The following is a 20,296-nucleotide window of genomic DNA, read 5'->3' on the forward strand; positions in this document are numbered from 1 at the left end:
CTCTCGCGGGGACGTATTATCGTTGTGGCCGGAGCCGCGGCCGTCAAGTCAAAATGCGCTTATTCGTCGTCACTTCCCGGCGTCGGGCGCAGCATGAAATGACCGAAGGCGGTGGCGATCGGCTTCTCCGCATCGTCCTGCCAGGCGCGCGCCTCGAAGGCGACGATGCGCCGGCCCTGCTTCACGATCGAGACGTTGGCAAACGTATCGAGCGCGCGCCCCGATCGCAGGTAATTGACGGTGAGCCCGATCGGCTTGGGCGGCGCGGCGGTACCGAGCTCGCGCGCGACGCCGATGACGGCGGTGGTCTCGAGGAAGGCCCCTGTCATGCCGCCGTGGATCGCGGGCAGGATCGGGTTGCCGATGATCTGCGGCGAGAACGGCATCGTCAGCGTGCCGTCGTCGTTGACGCTGATGCCGAGGGCGCGCGCGAACGGGCTGCGCGCGAAGGGCCCATCAGGATCCTCCGGCGCCTCCAGCACCGGGATGCTGCGCGCATCCATCCGGCGATCGGCAAGCATGTTGGTGCGGTTGGCGCCGATCATGAAGCAGGCGGTCGCGGTCGCGACCGGATCGTCTTCGGAGTTCTGATAGGCGGTGGAGCGCACGAAGGCGATCGAGCGCGTGGTGCGGTAGCAGACCGAATGCGCCTTGATGTCGAGACCTGGCGTTGCCGGCTTCTGGTAGTCGATGCGCAGGTCCAGCGTCGCGATCGCGCGCGTGCCGTCGAGCGCGAGCTGCACCGCCATGCCGCAGCTCTCGTCCAGCATCGCGGTGACGACGCCGCCATGCAGCACCCCGGTTTCGGTGTCGCCGACGAAGACGGGCCGATAGGGCAGGCTCGACCAGGCCTCGGCGGGCGCGAAGCGGTCGAGCTGGAGCCCGCTGATATGGCCGTAATCGGAGCGGCGGCCCTTGATGGCCTCGGCGAGTTCCTCGAACGGGAGCGTGGTCGGCATGGTGCTCATGAGGACGTTCTAGACCAGTGTCGGGCGCCGCGCAAAACCCCGGATGGGCCCCCGCACCACAGGCGGTTTGGCCTCGACAGAGCGGGCCGAAGCGCCGATGGTGGGCGCTTCGTTCGTCGATGACCTGTAAGGAGCGCCCATGGCCGACCCCGAAACGCCCGCCGCCAATCAGGGGCCCGTCACCATTTCGAGCTCCAGCGCGGAGCGGGCGCCGATCATCTATTTCGACGGCGCGTCCTGCTTCGGCCATCACAACGGCGCGATCCAGATCGAGCTCGCCGCGAACCTGTTGATGCCGGTCGGCGCCGCCGTCAGGGTCGACGTGGTCCAGACCGCGCATTTGCGTTGCAGCGTCGCCGCGGCGCTGGCGCTGCGCGAAGCCCTCGACAAGGCGCTGGCGATGTACCAGCAGGGCCAAAAGCAGCCGATGGCGGAGGAGATTCCGGCGGTGAAGAACTGAGACCGCGGGGGCCTTCATGGTTCGAGACGCGCCGCAAGGCGGCGCTCCTCACCATGAGGGTCAAAGATCGCGCCGCGAGGATGACCTCATCCTGAGGAGCCCGCCCAAAGCGGGCGTCTCGAAGGATGGCCGCAACGAAGTCGACATTGACTTTGAGGTGAACGGCTTCGCCTCAGCCCACATGCACCTTCGGCTTCTTGCCGCCGTTCCACTTGCCGTCGAGCGCGCGCTCGATCTGGGCGGCGAGTTGCAGCAACAGGCCGTCGTTGGCCTGCTTGGCGATGGCCTGGATGCCGAGCGGCAGGCCGTGGTCTTGCATGGCCATCGGCATCGAGATCGCCGGCATGCCGCAGAGATTGGCGAGCGGCGTGAAGGCGAAAAAGCGCCAGAGATTGCCGAACCAGTCCAGCACGTCGGGATTGTCGGAGATGGTGAGATATTCCTTGGTGCCGACCTTGGGCGTCGGCAGCGCGGTGATCGGCGTCAGGATCACGTCCCACTGCTCGAAGAAGGCGCCGAAGCCGCGCGAGGTGGTGTTGAACACGCCCTGCATCTTCGCGCGCTCGGCGAAGCTCGTATGCCGGCCGGCTTCCCAGATCCGGATGTTCATCGGCTCGATCAGATCTTCCGGCGGCTTGTCCAGCCCGCGCGCGGCGAGCATGTTGGAGATCACCACCGCGAAGTTCGAGATGTAGCAGGTGGTCTGCGCCGCGAACGCGGCACGGAAGTCGAGCTCGGGCAGCGCATAATCGACGTGATGGCCGAGGCCCTCGAGGAAGCGGCCGGTCTTCTCCAGCTCGGCGGCGATCTCTGGCGTCGCGGTGTAGTCGCCCCATGTGTGCGAGAGCGCAATGCGCAGCTTGCCGGGATCGCGCTTGATCATCTCGGAATAAGGCTGCGCCGTGGTCCAGAACGGCATGAACTCGCCGGGCGCAGGTCCCCTCGCATGATCGACGAAGGCGGCGGTGTCGCGCACCGAGCGCGACTGGCAGCCCTGGATCGAGACGAGACCGGTCAGGTCCGACATGTGGGGCGCCAGCGAGAACACGCCGCGCGAGACTTTCAGGCCGATATTGCCGTTGACGCCGGCGGGAATGCGGATCGAGCCGCCGCCGTCGGTGGCGTGTGCGATCGGCACCACGCCGGCGGCAACCATCGCGGCGCTGCCTGCGGACGAGCCGCAGGTGGTGTAGTCGGTATTCCAGGGATTGCGCGTGACGTAGACGGCGGGATTGTCGGCCGAAGAGCACACGCCGAATTCCGGCGTCGTGGTGCGTCCGATCAGGTTGAGGCCGGCGTGGCGGAACTTACCGGTCAGGAACGTGTCGGCGCTGGCGCGATTGCCGCGCATCAGCAGCGAGCCCATTTCCTGCAACCGGTCCTTCATGGTCGGCCCGAGGTCCTTCATCAGGAAGGGCAAGCCGGCGAAGGGACCTGCGAGATTGGCGCCGTCCTTGGCGGGATCGGCGATCACGTCCTCGAACAGCTCGACCACGCCCGAGAGCGCCGGATTGACCTTGGCGACGCCTGCGGCGGCCTGGCGCGCCAGCTCCTTTGCCGTCAGCTCGCCCTTGCGGACGCGGCCGGCCAGCGCGACGCCGTCGTGCTGCGCCCATTCATTCCAGCTCATCGGCAACGTCATGAAATCCAAATCCCCTCAAGGTGCGGCGCCACCTTTTTCGCAAGGGAGGGCCTGAATCAACTGAGCCGGCGCGGGGGGCAGGGTTGCGCCGGGCGGAGGGGTCGCAAAACCGGTGATGCCGCCCGTCTCAATCCGACAGTCGCGCAATCACTGCAACCGGCCCGCCGCCAGCGGGACCCTGATGCTCGGCGCCCCCTGATACGTAGACCGCGCCGGTGCCGGCAAGACCCGCGATCAGGCCGCCGACCGCGGCGCGGGCGTGGCGCGTCGAGCTGATGTCGGTGTCCTCCAGCATGGTATGACGGCAGCCGCGCACCGTGCCATCAGGTGAGGCCTCCGCCTTGGCGAAGACGTTGATGAGCTCGCGGCCCTCCGTTGCCTGCGGCGCGATGCGGAGTCCAACGCTTTGCAGCGCCGCGACCACCGCGGCGGAGTCGATGGCGTCGTTCATCACGGCATGACCGATCTCGAACTCGCTTGCTGATGCCGCCGAGTTGCCGAGCACGATGACGACGTTGTGCATCAGCTCGATGCCTGATGAGGTGGAGGCCACGGACGAGAACAGATCGTAGCGCCGCAGCACGTCTTCATCGTGGAGATCGGCCGCAATCTCGCCGAGCGCGACGGCGACGCCGAGCGCGGAGGCGCCGCGGGAATAGGCCATCGAGGCGTAGGCGCTGGTCGTCGCTGTCTTGTTGCCGCGCGCCGCTGCCGCCTCGACGCGATCGCTGGTGAGCAGCGGGCACTTGATCTGCACGAAGTGGATGTCGGCGGGATCGCTGATGCCGGCATCCGCCATGGCCGCCTTCACGGCGGTCGCCGTCTCCGTGATCTGCGCGGAGCGGCCGAGCTCCTCGGGCAGGAAATCCCGCGTCTGCGCCATGCCGATGCTCAGCCGCTTTCCGGAGGGGCGTACCGGAGGGCTGTCGATGGCTCGGCGCGTGAACACCGTGATGTGCGGGCTGAGCACGCCCTCGGTGCCGCCGGACATCACGAAGGCGATGCGCTGCTCGACCTCGTGCTGCGGCAGGTCGAGGTGGGGCGCCAGCGCTGCGCACAGCGCGCTGACGGCGTATTCCCGCGTGAAATCATTGACGCCGCCGTTACCCTCGGTCTTGCCGAGGATCGCTAGGATCTCGCGCGGATCGATCGCGCCCGAACCGATCATGGCCATGAGACCGGAGACATCGCCGGGGCCCGTGGTGGCGATCTTGAAGACGCCGACCGATGTTGTACGCATGACTGTCCTTGTGGAGTTCAGGGGCCCGGCGGAGCAAACAGCCGTTGAACAGCGGCTCCTGTCAAGCAGGGATGACGGATCGGCTATCCTGGTCTGCCGCGATGCAAGAGAGAAGCCGCGCCTCCCCACGAATGTGGCGAGATCGCATCGGTTCGAGAAAAAAATCCCCTGTCGACGGTGGTCCGGCGTACCTTGATGAATCAACCCCGCTTGGTCCATAAGCGGCGTCCCGTGGCCGGTGGTTCGCCGCCCGCACGGCGGGCTTGGATAGAGGGAATCTCGCGTGGCAAATATCAACCAGAAGATTGCGCAGGAGCTTGGGGTTCGGGCCGAGCAGGTCGAGGCGGCGGTGACGCTGCTCGACGGCGGCGCCACGGTTCCCTTCATCGCCCGCTACCGCAAGGAAGCGACCGGTGCGCTCGACGACGCGCAATTGCGCACCCTGGAGGAGCGCCTGGTCTATCTGCGCGAGCTCGAAGACCGCCGCAAGGCCATCCTCGAATCGGTCCGCGAGCAGGGCAAGCTCGATGCCGCGCTGGAGGCCTCGATCATGGCTGCCGACAGCAAGGCGCGCCTCGAAGACATCTATCTGCCGTTCAAGCCGAAGCGCCGCACCAAGGCGGAGATCGCCAAGGAGGCCGGCCTCGAGCCGCTCGCCAATCAACTGCTCGCCGAGCCCGGCAACGATCCGAAGGTCGTGGCCGAAGGCTTCATCAATGCCGAGAAGGGCGTTGCCGATGCCGCCGCCGCGCTCGACGGCGCCCGCGCCATCCTGGTCGAGCGTTTCGACGAGGACGCCGACCTGATCGGCGCGTTGCGCGAGGAGATGTGGACCAATGCGCGCATGGCCTCCAAGGTGCGCGACGGCAAGAAGACCGAGGGCGAAAAGTTCGCCGACTATTTCGAGTTCTCCGAGCCGCTGACCAAGCTGCCCTCGCATCGCATCCTCGCGATGTTCCGCGGCGAGAAGGAAGAGATCCTCGACCTGCAAATTCAGGCCGAGGCCGAGGCGCCGCCGCCGGGCGTGCCCAGCGCCTATGAATTGAAGATCATGAAGCGGTTCGGCATCGCCGACCTCAAGCGTCCCGGCGACCGCTGGCTGATCGATACCGTGCGCTGGGCCTGGCGCACCAAGATCCAGGTCCATCTGAACATCGACCTGCGCATGCGGCTGTGGAATGCGGCTGAGACCGAAGCCGTGCGCGTGTTCGCCTCCAACCTGCGCGACCTCTTGCTGGCCGCGCCGGCCGGTACCCGCGTCACCATGGGGCTCGATCCCGGCTACCGCACCGGCGTCAAGGTCGCGGTGGTCGATGCGACCGGCAAGGTGGTCGACACCACCGCGATCTATCCGCACGAGCCGCAGCGGCAGTGGAACGAGTCGCTGGCGACGCTCGGCCGGCTCGCGATGAAGCACAAAGTCGAGCTGATCGCGATCGGCAACGGCACCGCCTCGCGCGAGACCGACAAGCTCGCGACCGAGCTGGTCAAGGGCCTCGCCGAGCTGAAGATGTCCAAGATCGTGGTGTCCGAAGCCGGCGCGTCGGTCTATTCGGCCTCCGCCTTCGCCTCCGAGGAATTGCCGGGTCTCGACGTCACGCTGCGCGGCGCGGTCTCGATCGCGCGGCGGCTGCAGGATCCGCTGGCCGAGCTGGTCAAGATCGAGCCCAAGGCGATCGGCGTCGGCCAGTATCAGCACGACCTCGGCCAGGCCAAGCTCGCAAAATCGCTCGATGCGGTGGTCGAAGACTGCGTGAACGCCGTCGGCGTCGACGTCAACACCGCCTCCGCGCCGCTGCTCGCGCGCGTGTCGGGCGTCGGCGCAGGCCTTGCGCAGAGCATCGTGGCGCATCGCGACGCCAACGGCCCGTTCAAGTCGCGCAAGGCGCTCAAGGACGTGCCGCGGCTGGGGCCGAAGGCGTTCGAGCAGTGCGCGGGCTTCCTGCGCATTCTCGGCGGCGAGGACCCGCTCGACGCCTCCGGCGTGCATCCGGAAGCCTATCCGGTGGTGCGCCGCATCCTCGCGGCGACCAAGAGCGACATCAAGGCGCTGATCGGCAGCAGCGAGATCGTCCGTACGCTGAAGCCGAAGGATTTCGTCGACGAGACCTTCGGCCTGCCGACTGTCACCGACATCCTGCGCGAGCTGGAAAAGCCGGGCCGCGACCCGCGCCCGGCGTTCAAGGCCGCGGTGTTCAAGGAGGGCGTCGAGGAGATCAAGCACCTCCAGAAGGGCATGATCCTCGAGGGCACCGTGACCAACGTCGCCGCGTTCGGTGCCTTCGTCGACATCGGCGTGCACCAGGACGGGCTCGTGCACATCTCGGCGATGTCCAAGACCTACATCAAGGATCCGCGCGAGGTGGTGAAGCCCGGCGATATCGTCAAGGTCAAGGTGCTGGACTTCGAGGTCGCGCGCAAGCGCATCTCGCTGACGCTGCGCCTCGACGACGAGGTCGGCGCCAAGAAGGACGCTCCCGGCATGCAGCGCGACAACAGCTCCCGCAACCCTTCCCGCATGACCTCGTCGGCCCCGCGCAAGCAGGAGTCCTCTTCCGGCGGCGGTGCCCTCGCCGAAGCGCTGCGCCGCGCGGCCGAGAAGAACGGCGGCAAGCGGGTGTGATCCCTTCACCTCTCCCCGCTCTTCGGCGGGGAGAGGTCGGATCGCGTTAGCGATCCGGGTGAGGGGCGTGGCACTACGTTGCCCAGATGGAGGCCCAACCGACGCCGATACGAGTGCGCGCCGAATTTGGCCAGCAGCTGATATCGCATGCGCGGAAGCAACCCCTCACCCCACCCTCTCCCCGTAAGAACGGGGAGAGGGAGCGATAGAGTGTTGCCTCCCTGACACCCGCGTCAGAATCTGGCGCGTTTGTAAGTTGAAGCTTGCTGTTCCTTCCTTTCATCTGATCGTCCTCGTGCGGCCTCAAGTCCGTCGCACTGCCAGGAGGATGTTTCGATGAACAACAGGCTTCTCACAGGCCTCGCTGTAGCGACGATCGCCGCGGTGATGGCGGTCGCTTCACCCGTGCTCGCACGTGGCGGACATGGCGGCGGCGGGCACTTCGGTGGCGGCGGGCATTTCGGCGGCGGCATGCGTGCCGGTGGCATGAGCGGCGCCCATTTCGGCCATGTCGGGGGTTCTGGCCTCGGCGGACCGCGGTTCGCCCACGCGGCCGTCGGGCCGCGCTTCGCCGGCACGACCGGCTGGCACGGTCGCCACGCCTTCCATCATCATCATCATTTTCGCCGTTTCGCCGTCTTCGGCGCACCCTATCTCTACGCCGGCTACAACAATGGTTGCTGGCGCCGAAACTGGACGCCCTACGGATGGCGATGGGTCAATGTGTGCGGAGACTATTGGTAGTCGCATCGAACCGCACCATTGTCGCGGTCGCCACCGGGCGGTTCCGTCCAGCCCCGGAACGGGATAGTCTGGTGGCGATCGTCGCGCGGAGTTTTGCATGACCGGAGGTCACCGTCGCATCCTGGTCGTCGAGGACGATCCGGAAACCGCAGGCCAGCTCGTCGAGGAATTGACGACCTCCGGCTACGACGTCGATCTTGCGGCAACGGGGCGCGAAGCCCTGAGCCACGGCGCCGCGCGCGATTATGCCGTGATCACGATCGACCGCATGCTGCCCGATATCGACGGCATCAGCGTGATGCGGCAATTGCGCGACGACGGCGTCGCCGCACCGTTCCTGATCATTTCCGCGCTGGGCGAGGTCGATGACCGCGTGCGCGGCCTGCGCGCCGGCGGCGACGACTATCTCGTCAAGCCGTTCTCCTTCACCGAATTGCTGGCCCGGCTCGAGGCGCTCGGTCGCCGCAGCGAGACCATCGCCAAGGAGACTTTGCTGCGGGTCGGCGATCTCGCCATCGACCTGATCGCGCGCAGTGCGAGCCGGCGCGGCCGCAAGATCTCGCTGCTGCCGCGCGAATTCCAGCTGCTCGAATATCTCGCGCGCAACGAGGGCAGGGTCATCTCCCGTGCGATGCTGCTCCAGCACGTCTGGGACCTGCATTTCGATCCCTCCACCAACATCATCGACGTCTATGTCGGGCGCGTCCGCCGCAAGGTCGACGACGCCCAGGCCTATCCGTTGATCCACACCATCCGCGGCATCGGATATTGCCTCCGTGCTCCTGGCTAAGACGCTCCGCTCCTCGACCTTTCGTCTGGCGCTGATCGCGATCGCCGCATTCGGGCTGATCGTCGCGGCGATCATGGCCTATGTCTATTTCGGGACGTTGGCCTATGTGGAGAGCCGGCTCGGCACCGTCGTCGAGCACGACGGCTTCACCGCTACGATCGAGCTCGCGATGGCCGCGGTTGCCGGGCTGTTGCTGGTGCTCGCCGGCCTGGCGGCCGTGCTGGTGACGCGGCGCACGGTGGGGCGGATCGAAGCGATCAATGCCACCAGCCGCGCCATCATGCTCGCCGGCCTCGACCAGCGCATCCCCTTGCGCGGCAGCAACGACGAATGGGACCGCGTCGCCGAGAACCTCAACCAGATGCTGGACCGCATCGAGACGCTGATGGGCGAGGTCAAGCAGGTCAGCGACAACGTCGCCCACGATCTGCGCACGCCGCTGACGCGGATGCGCGGCCGGCTGGAGAAGGCCTATCATCACGAGCGCAACAGCGAGGCCGATGCCGCGCTGATCGGCGACACCATCGCCGATCTCGACGCCGTGCTCGGCATGTTCGCGTCCATTACCCGGATCTCCGAGATCGAGTCCCGCGCCCGCACCGGCGCCTTCCGCGCGCTCGACCTCGCCAGGATCGCCGGCGAGGTGGTCGAGCTCTACGATGCCGCCGCCGAGCAGGTTGCTACCAGGCTCAGCCTTGCGGGAGACCGAAAGGTGGCGATCACGGGCGATCGCGACCTGCTGTTCGATGCCATTGCCAACCTCGTCGACAATTCGATCAAGCACGGTCGCAAGGGCGGGCAGGTGACCGTGACCTGCCGCAGCACCGATCGCGGCGCGGTGATCGCCATCGCCGACGATGGTCCGGGCATTCCCACCGAGCAGCGCGATCACGTCTTCAAGCGCTTCTACCGGCTGGAGCAGAGCCGCTACACGCCGGGCAATGGACTTGGACTCAGCCTCGTTGCCGCCGTCGCGCGCCTCCACGGTGCGGAGATCGCGCTGCGCGACAACGCGCCGGGACTGACGGTCGAGCTCAGTTTCCCCAAGCCCTCAGCACGATAGAGTCCATCACAGCTCGATCACGCCGCGGCGCGCCGCATGCGCAACCGCATCGGTGCGGCCGGTGGCATCGAGCTTGTCGAGCAGCGAGCCGACATGGAATTTGACGGTGTGCACGGAGATGCCGAGCCGGCGGGCGATCATCTTGTTGGAGGCGCCCTCGGCCATCAGCGCCAGCACGTCGAGCTCGCGCTGCGTCAGCGCGATGTCGTCGGGCATGGCACGCGGGTCGCGGGCCACGATCGTCGCCGAGGCCTGCTCGCCGGGCGCCGCAAGGCGAAGCCCGGCGACATTGCCGAGCAAGGCCGCCAGGCGGTCCGCGAGCGCGGGATCGTCGATCTCCAGAGCGAGGACGATCTGCGGCGTCTTGTCCTCGCTCACGCCTCGGGCCTCTCGCCGATCGTCACCTTGAAGCTGACCGGCTCGCCGCCGCGTCGCGCCGTGACGTCGACCACCGCGCCGACGCTGGAAGGACCCAGCGAGCGCAACAGCGCGCGCACGCCGGACAGCTTCTGGTCGTTGACCGCGACGATCACGTCACCCTGGCGGATGCCGGCCGCGGCAGACGGTCCGGCCTGGTCGACATTCATCACCATCGCGCCGACACCGTCGTCGAGCCGCACCGGCTGCAGCCCAAGGCCGAGATACCCGCGCGCGATGCGGCCGCGCGTCTCGAGCTGGGCCGCGACGCGCTCGATCGTCGCCGTCGGGATTACCAGCACGCGCCGCGGGCCGAGCACGGCCATCCCGAACGCTTGTCCCGACGCATCGAGGGCGAGGCCGCCCTGCTGGGCGGCACGCAGGCGAATGTCGAGCTCGATCCGCGCATCGATCTCGCCGCCGCGCAAGGAGCGCCAGCCGCTGGCGGAGGTCGACACCATCCCGAGCGCCGCGCTCGGTGTGTCGCGGTCGGTGGCGACCACCACCGACAAGGCGCCCAGCGGCGGGACCGTCGCGGCGAGCTTGACCGGCGCGACGGCGGCATCGACGCGAAGCAGCGCGATGTCGGTCGTATGGTCGCGGCCGGCGATCGTGGCGGCCGCGGTGCTTCCGTCGGCAAGGCCGATCTCGACCGCGCCCTCGTCCGCCAGTGCCTCGTCGGCAGTGACGATCAGGCCGGGTTTCCAGGCGAAGCCGGTGGCGCGGGAGCGGTGCGAATGCACGGAGACGACGGACGGCGCCGTGCGCGCCACCATGTCCGCGAGGGCGGACGACAGGGAAGATAGGGGAGTAGGGGCGGTCATGGCAGGCTCCTGTAAGCTGTCCTCAATCTGGGATATCGCGGGCGCGTGCGAAACTGGCCGGGTGGCCAGGACTTCCCTCCGCGCGGCCGACGAACATGTGATTGGGACCCGCTCACGGGAACGTGTAGCAATCGGCCGACATTTGCGCCGCATGGCCCCAACCATTTTGAACGAGCCCTGACCGATGACCATCGATCTCACCCGCCGCACCCTGCTGCAACTCGCCGGCGCAACCTCGCTCGCGATGGCGGCTGCAGCCGCGGCGCGCGCCGAGGGCGTTCCTCAAGGCGGCGGGCCGACCTTTGCCAGCCGCACGCCGATGCGGGTCGGCATGGTGACGCTGCGGGTGAAGAATCTCGACAAGGTTGCGGATTACTACCGCGACGTGATCGGGCTTGCCGTGATGGAGCGTTCGGCGACCGCCGCGAAGCTCGGCACGGCCGGCATAGCGCTGCTGGTGCTGGAGGCCCGTCCCGATGCGGAAATCGAGCCGCGCAATGCCGCCGGCCTCTACCACACCGCCTTCCTGATGCCGACCCGCAAGGACCTGGCGCGCTGGCTGGTCCACGCCGCCTCGCATCGCGTGAAGCTGTCGGGTTTTGCCGATCACCTCGTCAGCGAGTCCGTCTATCTCGACGACCCCGAGGGCAACGGCATCGAGGTCTATGCCGACCGCGATCCCTCGCAATGGCAATGGAGCGAAGGCAGCGTCAAGATGGCGACCGACGAGCTTGACATTCCCGACCTGCTGTCGCTGACCAATCCGCGTGTGCCCGATTATGCCGGGGCGCCCGAGGGCTTGCGCATCGGTCACATGCATCTGCGGGTCGGCGATCTCGCGCAGGCCGGCAATTTCTATCATGGTGCGATCGGTCTTGATCCGACCCGCAGCCGCAGCGGCGCCGCGTTCTTGTCGTCCGGCCGCTATCATCATCACCTCGGCATCAACGTCTGGCAGAGCCAGGGCGCGGGCCAGCGCGATGATCAGATGACCGGCCTTGCATGGTTCTCGCTGGTGACGGCGAAGCAGGGCATTCTCGCCGCACAGGAGGAACGCCTGCGCAAGGGCGGCGCGAAGGTCACGGCGCTTTCGGACGGCCTTGAGGCCGTGGATCCCTGGGGCACCCGGGTGCGGCTGATCAGGGTTTGATCGCCGGCGCGGGCGTTGCTAAGACCCGTCAGGCCAGTCAGCGCTACGGGATCCTCACCGACATGTCCGAATTCCACGGCGTCTTTCCCTATCTCGTCTCGCCCGTCGATGCCGACGGCACGGTGCGGACCAACGTGCTGGCAAAGCTCTGTGACGACCTGATCGGCGCCGGCGTACACGGCCTGACGCCGCTGGGCTCGACCGGCGAATTCGCCTATCTCAATGCCGCGCAACGCAGCTCCGTCGTGCAGACCACGATCGAGGCCGCGCAGGGCCGCGTGCCGGTGATCGCCGGCGTCGCTTCCACCTCGACCGCGGATGCGGTGGCCCAGGCGCAAGCCTATCAGAAGTGTGGGGCCGACGGCATCCTGGCGATCCTCGAAGCGTATTTCCCGCTCACTGACGCCCAGGTCGAATCCTACTTCCGCGCCATTGCGGATGCCGTCGACATTCCCGTCGTCATCTACACCAACCCGCAATTCCAGCGCTCCGATCTCACCCTCGACGTCATCGCGCGCCTCGCTGCGCATCCGCGCATCGGCTACATCAAGGACGCCTCGACCAACACCGGCCGGCTGCTCTCGATCATGAACCGCTGCGGGGACGCCTTGCGCGTGTTCTCGGCCTCCGCCCATATCCCGGCCGCGGTGATGCTGATCGGCGGGGTCGGCTGGATGGCGGGCCCGGCCTGCATCATCCCGCGCCAGAGCGTTGCGCTCTACGAGCTCTGCAAGGCCGGCCGCTGGGACGAGGCGATGGTGCTCCAGCGCAGGCTGTGGCGCATCAACGAAGCCTTCGCGCGCTTCAACCTCGCAGCCTGCATCAAGGCCGGGCTCGCGATCCAGGGCTACGACGTCGGCGATCCCGTCCCGCCGCAGGCCGCGCTGACGGCCGAAGCGCGCAAGGTGGTCGAGGCGGCCCTGCGGGAGCTGACATAGCTCGTCGTCACGCGGCAATATGCCCCGGCGCCGGCGCCGGAGCCGGAGCCAGAAGAGCCCCTCCCTGCCCAAGCGAGAAACTTCCGTGCTCTTGCGGCGTTGCTGCGTGAGCGACCTCTGTCGCCCACGCATGTGCATCTCAGAGCCCGCATTCAGCACAAGACACGGTGATCACCATGAACCGTCGCTACGCGATTGCCGCGGCAGCCTTCGCCGCCCTGCTGCTCGCCGTCACGGCCGCGAAGATCCTGCATGTCCCGATCTCCTATGTCCCCTGGGGGGCGCCCTCCGCGCGCGCCGTCGAGCAGCGTGGGCCCCTGTCGGATGGCGAAAAGGCGACCATCGACATCTTCGAGCGCGTGTCGCCTTCGGTCGTCCAGGTTGCCGCCAAGTCCGCAGCCAGTCCTCTCATGGGCGAGGAAGGCCAGGGCGGCGCCGGCGCGTCCGGCACGGGCTTCGTCTGGGACCGGGAGGGCCATCTCGTGACGAACAATCACGTCGTGGCCAATGGCAGCGAGATCGCCGTCCGCTTTGCGTCGGGAGAAGTCGCGCAGGTGGACCTCGTCGGCACGGCTCCCAATTACGATCTCGCGGTGCTGCGGATCCGCAGCGCGCGCGAGCTTCCGCCGCCGGTGGCGCTCGGCAGCTCGAGCGACCTGAAGGTCGGCCAATCCGCTCTTGCGATCGGCAATCCGTTCGGGCTGGATCAATCGATGACCTCTGGCATCATCAGCGCGCTCAAGCGCAGGCTTCCGACCCATGCCGGCCGGGAGATTGCCAACGTCATCCAGACCGATGCCGCGATCAACCCGGGCAATTCAGGCGGGCCGCTGCTGGATTCCGCCGGCCGTCTGATCGGCGTCACGACGGCGATCATCTCGCCGTCCGGCTCGAACGCCGGCATCGGCTTTGCGGTGCCGGTCGACGTCGTGAACCGGATCGTCCCCGAGCTCATTCGCAGCGGCCGGGTGCCGACGCCCGGCATCGGCATCGTGGCCGCCGGCGAGGATGTTTCCACCCGGCTCGGCGTCGAGGGGGTGATTGTGGTGCGGATCGCCCCCGGCAGCCCGGCGGAGCGGGCGGGGATTCGCGGCGTCAATTTTTCGACAGGGGCGGTCGGAGACATCATCACCGCGGCCGAAGGCAAGCCGGTGCGGCGCCTCTCGGACCTGACCGACGCGTTGGAGCAGGCCGGGGCGGGGAAGACCGTCCGGCTCACGGTCAAACGCGGCTCGGACAGCCGTGATGTGAATGTAGGCATTGTCGATATCGACCGGTCCTAGCCGGCCATTCCGCGCCGGCAAGGGGCTCTGACGCGCATCGCAGATGTGCCGGGGCTCGGTTGTCTGGCCCGCAAAATCCGCTAAAACCGCCGCGGTCGTTTTTGCGGATTTCGAGGACACAGCGGAATGAATATCCTTCCCGGCAATTTGCGTTTCGGAGCGGGGCAGCCCGTCAAGCGTTTGGAAGACCAGCGGCTGCTGACCGGGAAAGGACAATTCATCGACGACAAGCCGGCTGACGGCGCGCTGTGGTTGCACGTGCTGCGCTCGCCGCATGCCCACGCGAAGATCGTCTCGGTCGACACCAGCGCCGCGGCGTCGATGCCCGGCGTCACCGCGATCTACACCGGCGCTGATCTCGTCAAGGACGACATCGGCGCCATCCCCACCCTGAACATCTTCAAGCGCCCCGACGGCAAGCCGATGACGGTGCCGCCGCGCCGGCTGCTGGCCCATGAGGTCGTGCGCTATGCCGGCGAGGCCGTGGCTGCCGTGGTGGCCTCCTCGCGCGTGGAGGCGCAGAGCGCGGCCGAGGCGATCGTCGTCGAATACGACGTGCAGCCCGCGGTGGTCGATCCGGTCGAGGCCGTCAAGCCCGGCGCACCCGTGGTGTGGCCGGAGGCGCCGGACAATATCGTCAGCGCGATGTCTTACGGCGATGCCGCCAAGGTCGACGAAGCCTTCGCCAAGGCGGCGCACACCGTCGAGCTCGATCTCGTCAGCCAGCGCCTCGTTCCATCCGCGATGGAGCCGCGCTCGACCATCGCCGAGATCGACAAGAAGACCGGCCGTCTGCTGCTGCACGTGCAGTCGCAGACGCCGGCCTCGACCCGCGACGTGCTGGCGGAGGCCGTGCTCAAGCGCCCCAAGGACAGTGTCCGCGTGCTGGTCGGCGACATCGGCGGCGGCTTCGGCCAGAAGACCAACCTCTATCCCGAAGACGGTATTGTTGCCTATGCCGCGACCAAGCTGAACAAGAAGATCCGCTGGCGCGGCGACCGCACCGACGAATTCGTCGGCGGCACCCATGGCCGCGATCTGACCTCGACCGCCTCCTTCGCGCTCGACGACAAGGGCAAGGTGCTGGCCTATCGCGTCAAGTCGATCGGCTGCACCGGTGCCTATTCCTCGGGTGCGGCGAACATCATCCCGCTGGTGCTCGGCCCGTTCGTGCAGACCGGGGTCTACGATCTGCCGCTGGTGCATTTCGAAGTGAAGTCGGTGATGACGCACACCGCGCCGGTCGGAGCCTATCGCGGCGCCGGCCGTCCCGAGGCGGTGTTCATCGTCGAGCGCCTTTTCGACGCCGCCGCGCGCAAAATCGGCATGGATCCGCGCGCGATCCGCAAGGCCAATTACATCAAGCCGGCGCAGCTGCCCTACACCAATGCGGCCGGCCAGGTCTATGATTCCGGCGCCTTCGCCCACATGCTCGACCGCGCCGTGAAGCTTGCGGATTGGGACGGCTTTGCCGCGCGCAAGAAGGCCGCGAAGAAGAAGGGCCTGCTCTACGGCCGCGGGCTCACCTCCTACATCGAATGGACCGGTGGCCGCGCGCACACCGAGAAGGTCAGCCTGCACGCGACTTCTCAGGGGCGCGTCGTGCTGCATTCCGGCACCATGGCGATGGGGCAGGGCTTGCAGACCACCTATACCCAGATGATCTCCGACACGCTCGGCATTCCCATGGAGAAGATCGACGTGGTGCAGGGCGATACCGATCTCGCCATGGGTTTCGGCAGCGTCGGCTCGCGCTCGTTGTTCGTCGGCGGCACGGCGGTTGCGGTCTCCTCCAACGATCTGATCCAGAAGGCGCGCGAGAAAGCGGCCAACGTGCTGGAGACCTCGCTCGAGGACATCGAATATCAGGGCGGCATGCTCACCGTGGTCGGCACCGACCGCCGCATCAGCCTGTTCGATCTCGCCGAGAAGGAAAACGGCGCCAAGCTCAGCGTCGATTCCGAGGGCGAGGTCGATGGCCCGAGCTGGCCGAACGGCACGCATATCTGCGAGGTCGAGATCGACCCCGAGACCGGTGTGTCCAAGGTGGTGCGCTACACCACGGTCGACGATGTCGGCGTCGCGGTGAACCCGATGCTGGTCACGGGGCAGATCCATGGCGGCGTCGCGCAAGGCATCGGCCAGGCGCTGTATGAGGGCGTGTCCTACGATGCCGACGGCCAGCTGCTGACCGCGAGCTATCAGGACTATTGCATCCCGCGCGCCGACGACGTGCCGCCGATCGTGGTGACGCTGGATGATTCCGCGCCCTGCCGCACCAATCCGCTCGGCGCCAAGGGCTGCGGCGAATCCGGCGCCATCGGCGGCCCGCCCTGCGTCACCAACGGCGTGATGGACGCGCTCGCCGAGCTCGGCATCACCCAGCTGAACACCCCGCTGACACCGCAGAAGATCTGGCAGGCGATCAGGGACGCGAAGGCGGCGGGGTAGCGTCGGGTTATCGCGCGGGCTGTTACCACACACGCAAATGTCGTCCCGGGGCGCGCTAAGCGCGAACCCGGGACCCATAACCACAGGACGTGGTTTGGCGCGGAACTGGTGACTCCGAATCCCCGTAACCACATCTGCCTGTGGTTATGGATCCCGGATCTGCGCTTACGCTTGTCCGGGACGACAGCGGAGGATGTGGCGCGTTTGCACGCGAAGCGTCGGTCCGTGAAGCCAGACTCAAATCCCCAGCATCATCTTCGCGATGATGTCGCGCTGGATCTCCGAGGTGCCGCCGAAGATGGTGTAGGCGCGGCCGTTGAGATATTCCGGCACCATTGTCAGCATCTCCTCAGGGATCGCCGGCTCGTGGTTGAGCCTGTAGAGCGGGCGCATCGGCTCGACAGCGAGAGCGTCGTGGCCGATCACGTCGACCCCTAGCCGCGTCACCGCCTGGCGGATCTCGCTGTTGCGCAGCTTCAGGATCGATGACACCGCGCCCGGGTTTTGCCCGGTCTGCAGCGCCGAGAGCACGCGCAGCTCGGTCATCTCCAGCGCGTCGATATCGACCTCGACCTCGGAGATGCGCGTTGCGATATCGGGGCTGTCGATGGCCCGTCCCGTCAGGTCCGACTCGGCCAGGTCCGCGAGCGCCCTCAAGCCCTCGCGCAGCTTGGCCGAAGCGATGCCGGAGCCGCGCTCGAACTCGAGCAGATATTTGCCGTAAGTCCAGCCCTTGCCTTCCTCGCCGACGCGGTTGGCGACGGGCACGCGCACGTCGTCGAAGAACACCTGGTTGACCTCGTGGTCGCCGCCGATGGTGAGAATGGGACGGGTGGTGATGCCCGGCGTCTTCATGTCGATCAGGATGAAGCTGATGCCGTCCTGCTGCCGCGGCCCGTCACCGGTGCGCACCAGCGCGAACATGCGGTTGGCGTGGTGGGCGTGCGTGGTCCAGATCTTGGTGCCGTTGATGATGTAATCGTCGCCGTCGCGCACCGCCCGCGTCTTTAGCGAGGAAAGATCGGAGCCCGAGCCCGGCTCGGAATAGCCCTGGCACCAATAATCCTCGCCGGAGAGAATCCGCGGCAGGTAGAAGTTCTTCTGCTCGGGGCTGCCGAAGCCGATGATGACCGGCCCGACCATCTTCACGCCCATCACGTTGACATTGGGCACGCCGGCCCGCGCGCATTCGGTTTCGAAAATCCAGCGTTGCGCCGGCGTCCAGGCCGGCCCGCCGTACTCGACCGGCCAGCCCGGCGCGCCCCAGCCCTGCCTATGCAGCGCGCGCTGCCAGGCCACGCCGATATCGGGATCGGAGAACACCGACGGCGTCAGCGCGGTCGCGCGCTTCATCTCCTCGGTGAGATTGCTGGCGATGAAGCCGCGCACCTCGTCCTGGAAGGCGCGCTCCTCGGCATTGAACGACAGGTCCATGATGCTCTCCCGGTGTCAGGCTCTGCGGCCAAGCTCGGCGTGGCGGGCATAGTGATGCGCGCTGCCGCCGAACAGCGTGTCGAAGGCGACGAGGCGCTTGAAATAGGCGCCGACCTCGAGCTCCTCGGTGACGCCCATGCCGCCGTGAAGCTGGATCGACTGCTCGCCGACGAAGCGGGCGCATCTGCCGATCTTCGCCTTCGCGCCCGACGCCGCCCGGGCGCGCTCGGTCGGCGCGGCGTCCACCTTCAGCGCGGCGCGCAGCGCCATCGAGCGCGCCTCGTCGACCTGCATGGCCATGTCGGCGAGGCGATGGCGGATGACCTGGTTGGCCGAGAGCGGCCGGCCGAATTGCTTCCGGATCTTGGTGTAGTCGAGCGTGGTGTCGAGCAGCGTCTGCATGATGCCGACGGCTTCCGCACCGAGTGCGGCCATGGCGCGATCGACGGCCCATTCGATCGCCGGCAGCGCGTCGTGGCCGTCGCCGAGCAGGGCGTCTTCGGGCAGGTGCGCGTCGGACAGCTCGATGTTGCAGGCGCGCCCGCCGCCGAGGCGCGCGTAGTCGGAGATCGCGACGCCCGGCACGGTCGCCGGCATCACGAACAGGCCGATCCGTCCCGAAGGGCCGTGATGGTCGTGCATGAGCGCGGAGACGATGATCTCATCGGCGGCATGGCCGTCGAGCACCGCGATCTTGCTGCCGGAAAGACGCCAGCCTTGCGCCGTCTTGGTCGCCGATGTCGCGACCATGGCGAGATCGAACCGCGCCGCGCGCTCGGAATGCGCGAATGCGAGCTTCAGTGATCCGTCCGCGACCTTGGGCAGGCTCGATTGCTTCTGCTCATGGGTGCCGCATCTGGCGATCAGTGCGGCGCCCAGCACCACGGTCGCGACATAGGGCTCCGACACCAGCCCGCGGCCGAAGGCCTCCATCAGGATGCCGATCTCGACCGCGCCGCCGCCGAGTCCGTCGAATTCCTCGGGCAGCGGCAGCGCCAGCCAGCCAAGCTCGGCGAATTGCTTCCACACCGCGGGGCTGAAGCCGAGCGGATCGTTCGCCATCCTGCGGCGGTGAGCGGCATCGTAGCTGCCGGCCACGAAGCGTTCCGCGCTGTCGCGCAGCAGCTTCTGCTCGTCGCTGAGATTGAGGTCCATGTTGTCTACTCCGCCGCCGGCGGCGGCTTGCGCACGGAAGGATGCAGGCCGGAGGGATCGACGATCATGCCGAACTCCTGAAGATTGTGGGCATGGCAGAGCTGATGCAGCGCAAAGGCCTGATCGATCGCGGCGGGCTGTCCCATCACGTCGACCGAGCGGTTGACGGCTTCCTTGGTCATCTTCAACGCGAAGGACGGTTTTGATGCGATCCGGCGCGCCAGCTCCAGCACGCGCGATGACAATTCGCTGCGCGGCACGACCTGATTGACCATGCCGAGCTGGTGCGCCTCCTGCGCGCTCCAGCTGTCGGCGGTGAACAGGAACTCCTTGGCCTTGCGCGGGCCCAGCTCCCAGGGGTGCACGAACCACTCGACGCCGCAGACGCCCATGGTGACGACGGGATCGCAGAACTGCGCATCGTCGCTGGCGACGATGAGATCGCAGGCCCAGGCCAGCATCAGCCCGCCGGCGATGCACTTGCCGTGCACCTCGGCAATGGTCGGCTTGGCGAGGTTGCGCCAGCGCCGGGTGATCTGGAGATAGATTTCCTGCTCGCGCGCAAAGCGGCCATGCGCGTTCGGCTCGGCAAAACCGCCCCAATTTCCGATCGGCGGGAAATCGACGCCGGCCGCATTCTTGCCGCCGGGGCGCAGGTCGTGGCCGGACGAGAAATGCGGCCCGCTGCCGGCGAGAATGATCACCTTGACCGCATCGTCCTGCACCGCCGCGTCGAAGGCGGCGTTGAGGTCGTAGGTCATCTGCAGGTTCTGCGCGTTGCGCGCCTCGGGCCGGTTCATCACGACCCTTGTGATCGCCGGCTCGGGCCGCTCCACGAGGATGGTCTCGAACGAGGTCATCGCGTTCCCCCTGGCGCTTTTCGTCTTGTTGTCGAGAGTTGACTATGTCGGTCAGGGATAGGCAAGAGGCTTGCGTCAGTCGGCTGGGGTGGGCGCGCACGTGCTTGTCGCAGTCATTCCGGGGCGCGAAGCGAACCCGGAATCTCGAGATTCCGGGTCCGATGCCCCAAGTCCCGCTTGCGCGGTCCCGTCGCATCGTCCCGGAATGACGGAAAAATCTCGACACTCCGCGGAGCCGTTCTGGTAGTTTGCGC

At 67.2% G+C, this 20,296-nt stretch carries 17 protein-coding genes; 9 read left to right on the forward strand and 8 right to left on the reverse strand.

Annotation, left to right across the window (positions count from 1 at the left end; all coding sequences use genetic code 11):
* Positions 1-59: 59 nt before the first annotated feature.
* Entirely contained in the window at positions 60-968 is a 909-nt protein-coding gene (locus E4K64_RS19600; RefSeq protein ID WP_135164979.1) for a PaaI family thioesterase, read from the reverse strand.
* Positions 969-1,107: 139 nt separating this feature from the next.
* Here E4K64_RS19600 and E4K64_RS40410 point away from each other — a divergent pair, with 139 nt between their 5' ends.
* Positions 1,108-1,428 (forward strand): hypothetical protein, encoded by a 321-nt coding sequence (locus E4K64_RS40410; protein ID WP_167767702.1) that lies wholly within the window; start codon positions 1,108-1,110, stop codon positions 1,426-1,428.
* A gap of 172 nt (positions 1,429-1,600) precedes the next feature.
* Here the strand turns inward: E4K64_RS40410 and E4K64_RS19610 are convergent, their stop codons facing one another.
* Positions 1,601-3,070, reverse strand: a complete 1,470-nt coding sequence (locus E4K64_RS19610) for an amidase (RefSeq protein WP_167772126.1) — start codon at positions 3,068-3,070, stop codon at positions 1,601-1,603.
* Between the two features lie 127 nt (positions 3,071-3,197).
* Positions 3,198-4,310, reverse strand: coding sequence for a cyanuric acid amidohydrolase (atzD, locus tag E4K64_RS19615; protein ID WP_135164980.1), 1,113 nt, complete (start codon positions 4,308-4,310; stop codon positions 3,198-3,200).
* Between the two features lie 283 nt (positions 4,311-4,593).
* Between atzD and E4K64_RS19620 the strand changes: the two genes are divergently transcribed.
* The 4 genes from E4K64_RS19620 (at position 4,594) to E4K64_RS19635 (ending at position 9,530) form a co-directional block, all read left to right on the forward strand.
* The gene (locus E4K64_RS19620) at positions 4,594-6,933 is read left to right on the forward strand and encodes a Tex family protein (protein ID WP_135164981.1); all 2,340 of its coding nucleotides are present in this window, start codon (positions 4,594-4,596) and stop codon (positions 6,931-6,933) included.
* 336 nt (positions 6,934-7,269) lie between these two features.
* Complete coding sequence (locus tag E4K64_RS19625; protein WP_135164982.1) at positions 7,270-7,677, forward strand: hypothetical protein; 408 nt, start codon at positions 7,270-7,272, stop codon at positions 7,675-7,677.
* Positions 7,678-7,774: 97 nt separating this feature from the next.
* Positions 7,775-8,467, forward strand: coding sequence for a response regulator transcription factor (locus E4K64_RS19630; RefSeq protein WP_135164983.1), 693 nt, complete (start codon positions 7,775-7,777; stop codon positions 8,465-8,467).
* On the forward strand, positions 8,454-9,530 hold the full coding sequence (locus E4K64_RS19635) for a sensor histidine kinase (protein ID WP_135164984.1): 1,077 nt from the start codon (positions 8,454-8,456) through the stop codon (positions 9,528-9,530). Before E4K64_RS19630 ends, E4K64_RS19635 begins: the two co-directional genes overlap by 14 nt.
* A 6-nt stretch (positions 9,531-9,536) precedes the next feature.
* Here E4K64_RS19635 and E4K64_RS19640 read toward each other — a convergent pair whose 3' ends face one another.
* Together E4K64_RS19640 and E4K64_RS19645 are read right to left on the reverse strand one after the other, a co-directional pair.
* A complete protein-coding gene (locus E4K64_RS19640; protein WP_135164985.1) occupies positions 9,537-9,908 on the reverse strand; it encodes a response regulator transcription factor in 372 nt (123 codons plus the stop codon).
* A complete protein-coding gene (locus E4K64_RS19645) occupies positions 9,905-10,771 on the reverse strand; it encodes a S1C family serine protease (protein WP_135164986.1) in 867 nt (288 codons plus the stop codon). Before E4K64_RS19645 ends, E4K64_RS19640 begins: the two co-directional genes overlap by 4 nt.
* A gap of 184 nt (positions 10,772-10,955) precedes the next feature.
* Here E4K64_RS19645 and E4K64_RS19650 point away from each other — a divergent pair, with 184 nt between their 5' ends.
* The 4 genes from E4K64_RS19650 (at position 10,956) to E4K64_RS19665 (ending at position 16,593) form a co-directional block, all read left to right on the forward strand.
* The gene (locus tag E4K64_RS19650; RefSeq protein WP_135164987.1) at positions 10,956-11,921 is read left to right on the forward strand and encodes a VOC family protein; all 966 of its coding nucleotides are present in this window, start codon (positions 10,956-10,958) and stop codon (positions 11,919-11,921) included.
* Positions 11,922-11,983: 62 nt separating this feature from the next.
* Positions 11,984-12,859, forward strand: a complete 876-nt coding sequence (locus tag E4K64_RS19655; RefSeq protein WP_135164988.1) for a dihydrodipicolinate synthase family protein — start codon at positions 11,984-11,986, stop codon at positions 12,857-12,859.
* A 176-nt stretch (positions 12,860-13,035) separates the two neighbouring features.
* Positions 13,036-14,142 carry a S1C family serine protease gene (locus E4K64_RS19660; RefSeq protein ID WP_135164989.1) on the forward strand — a complete coding sequence of 369 codons (1,107 nt, stop codon included), beginning with the start codon at positions 13,036-13,038 and terminating at the stop codon, positions 14,140-14,142.
* Positions 14,143-14,268: 126 nt separating this feature from the next.
* Positions 14,269-16,593 carry a xanthine dehydrogenase family protein molybdopterin-binding subunit gene (locus E4K64_RS19665; RefSeq protein ID WP_135164990.1) on the forward strand — a complete coding sequence of 775 codons (2,325 nt, stop codon included), beginning with the start codon at positions 14,269-14,271 and terminating at the stop codon, positions 16,591-16,593.
* Between the two features lie 237 nt (positions 16,594-16,830).
* Here E4K64_RS19665 and E4K64_RS19670 read toward each other — a convergent pair whose 3' ends face one another.
* From E4K64_RS19670 to E4K64_RS19680, 3 genes are read right to left on the reverse strand one after another with little or no spacing between them, the layout of a single operon-like run.
* The gene (locus E4K64_RS19670) at positions 16,831-18,027 is read right to left on the reverse strand and encodes an acyl-CoA dehydrogenase family protein (protein WP_135164991.1); all 1,197 of its coding nucleotides are present in this window, start codon (positions 18,025-18,027) and stop codon (positions 16,831-16,833) included.
* A 15-nt stretch (positions 18,028-18,042) separates the two neighbouring features.
* Complete coding sequence (locus tag E4K64_RS19675) at positions 18,043-19,182, reverse strand: acyl-CoA dehydrogenase family protein (RefSeq protein ID WP_135164992.1); 1,140 nt, start codon at positions 19,180-19,182, stop codon at positions 18,043-18,045.
* Positions 19,183-19,187: 5 nt separating this feature from the next.
* Positions 19,188-20,042 (reverse strand): enoyl-CoA hydratase, encoded by an 855-nt coding sequence (locus E4K64_RS19680; RefSeq protein ID WP_135164993.1) that lies wholly within the window; start codon positions 20,040-20,042, stop codon positions 19,188-19,190.
* Positions 20,043-20,296 lie beyond the last annotated feature (254 nt).

Source organism: Bradyrhizobium frederickii (genome assembly GCF_004570865.1).
GTDB lineage: Bacteria > Pseudomonadota > Alphaproteobacteria > Rhizobiales > Xanthobacteraceae > Bradyrhizobium > Bradyrhizobium frederickii.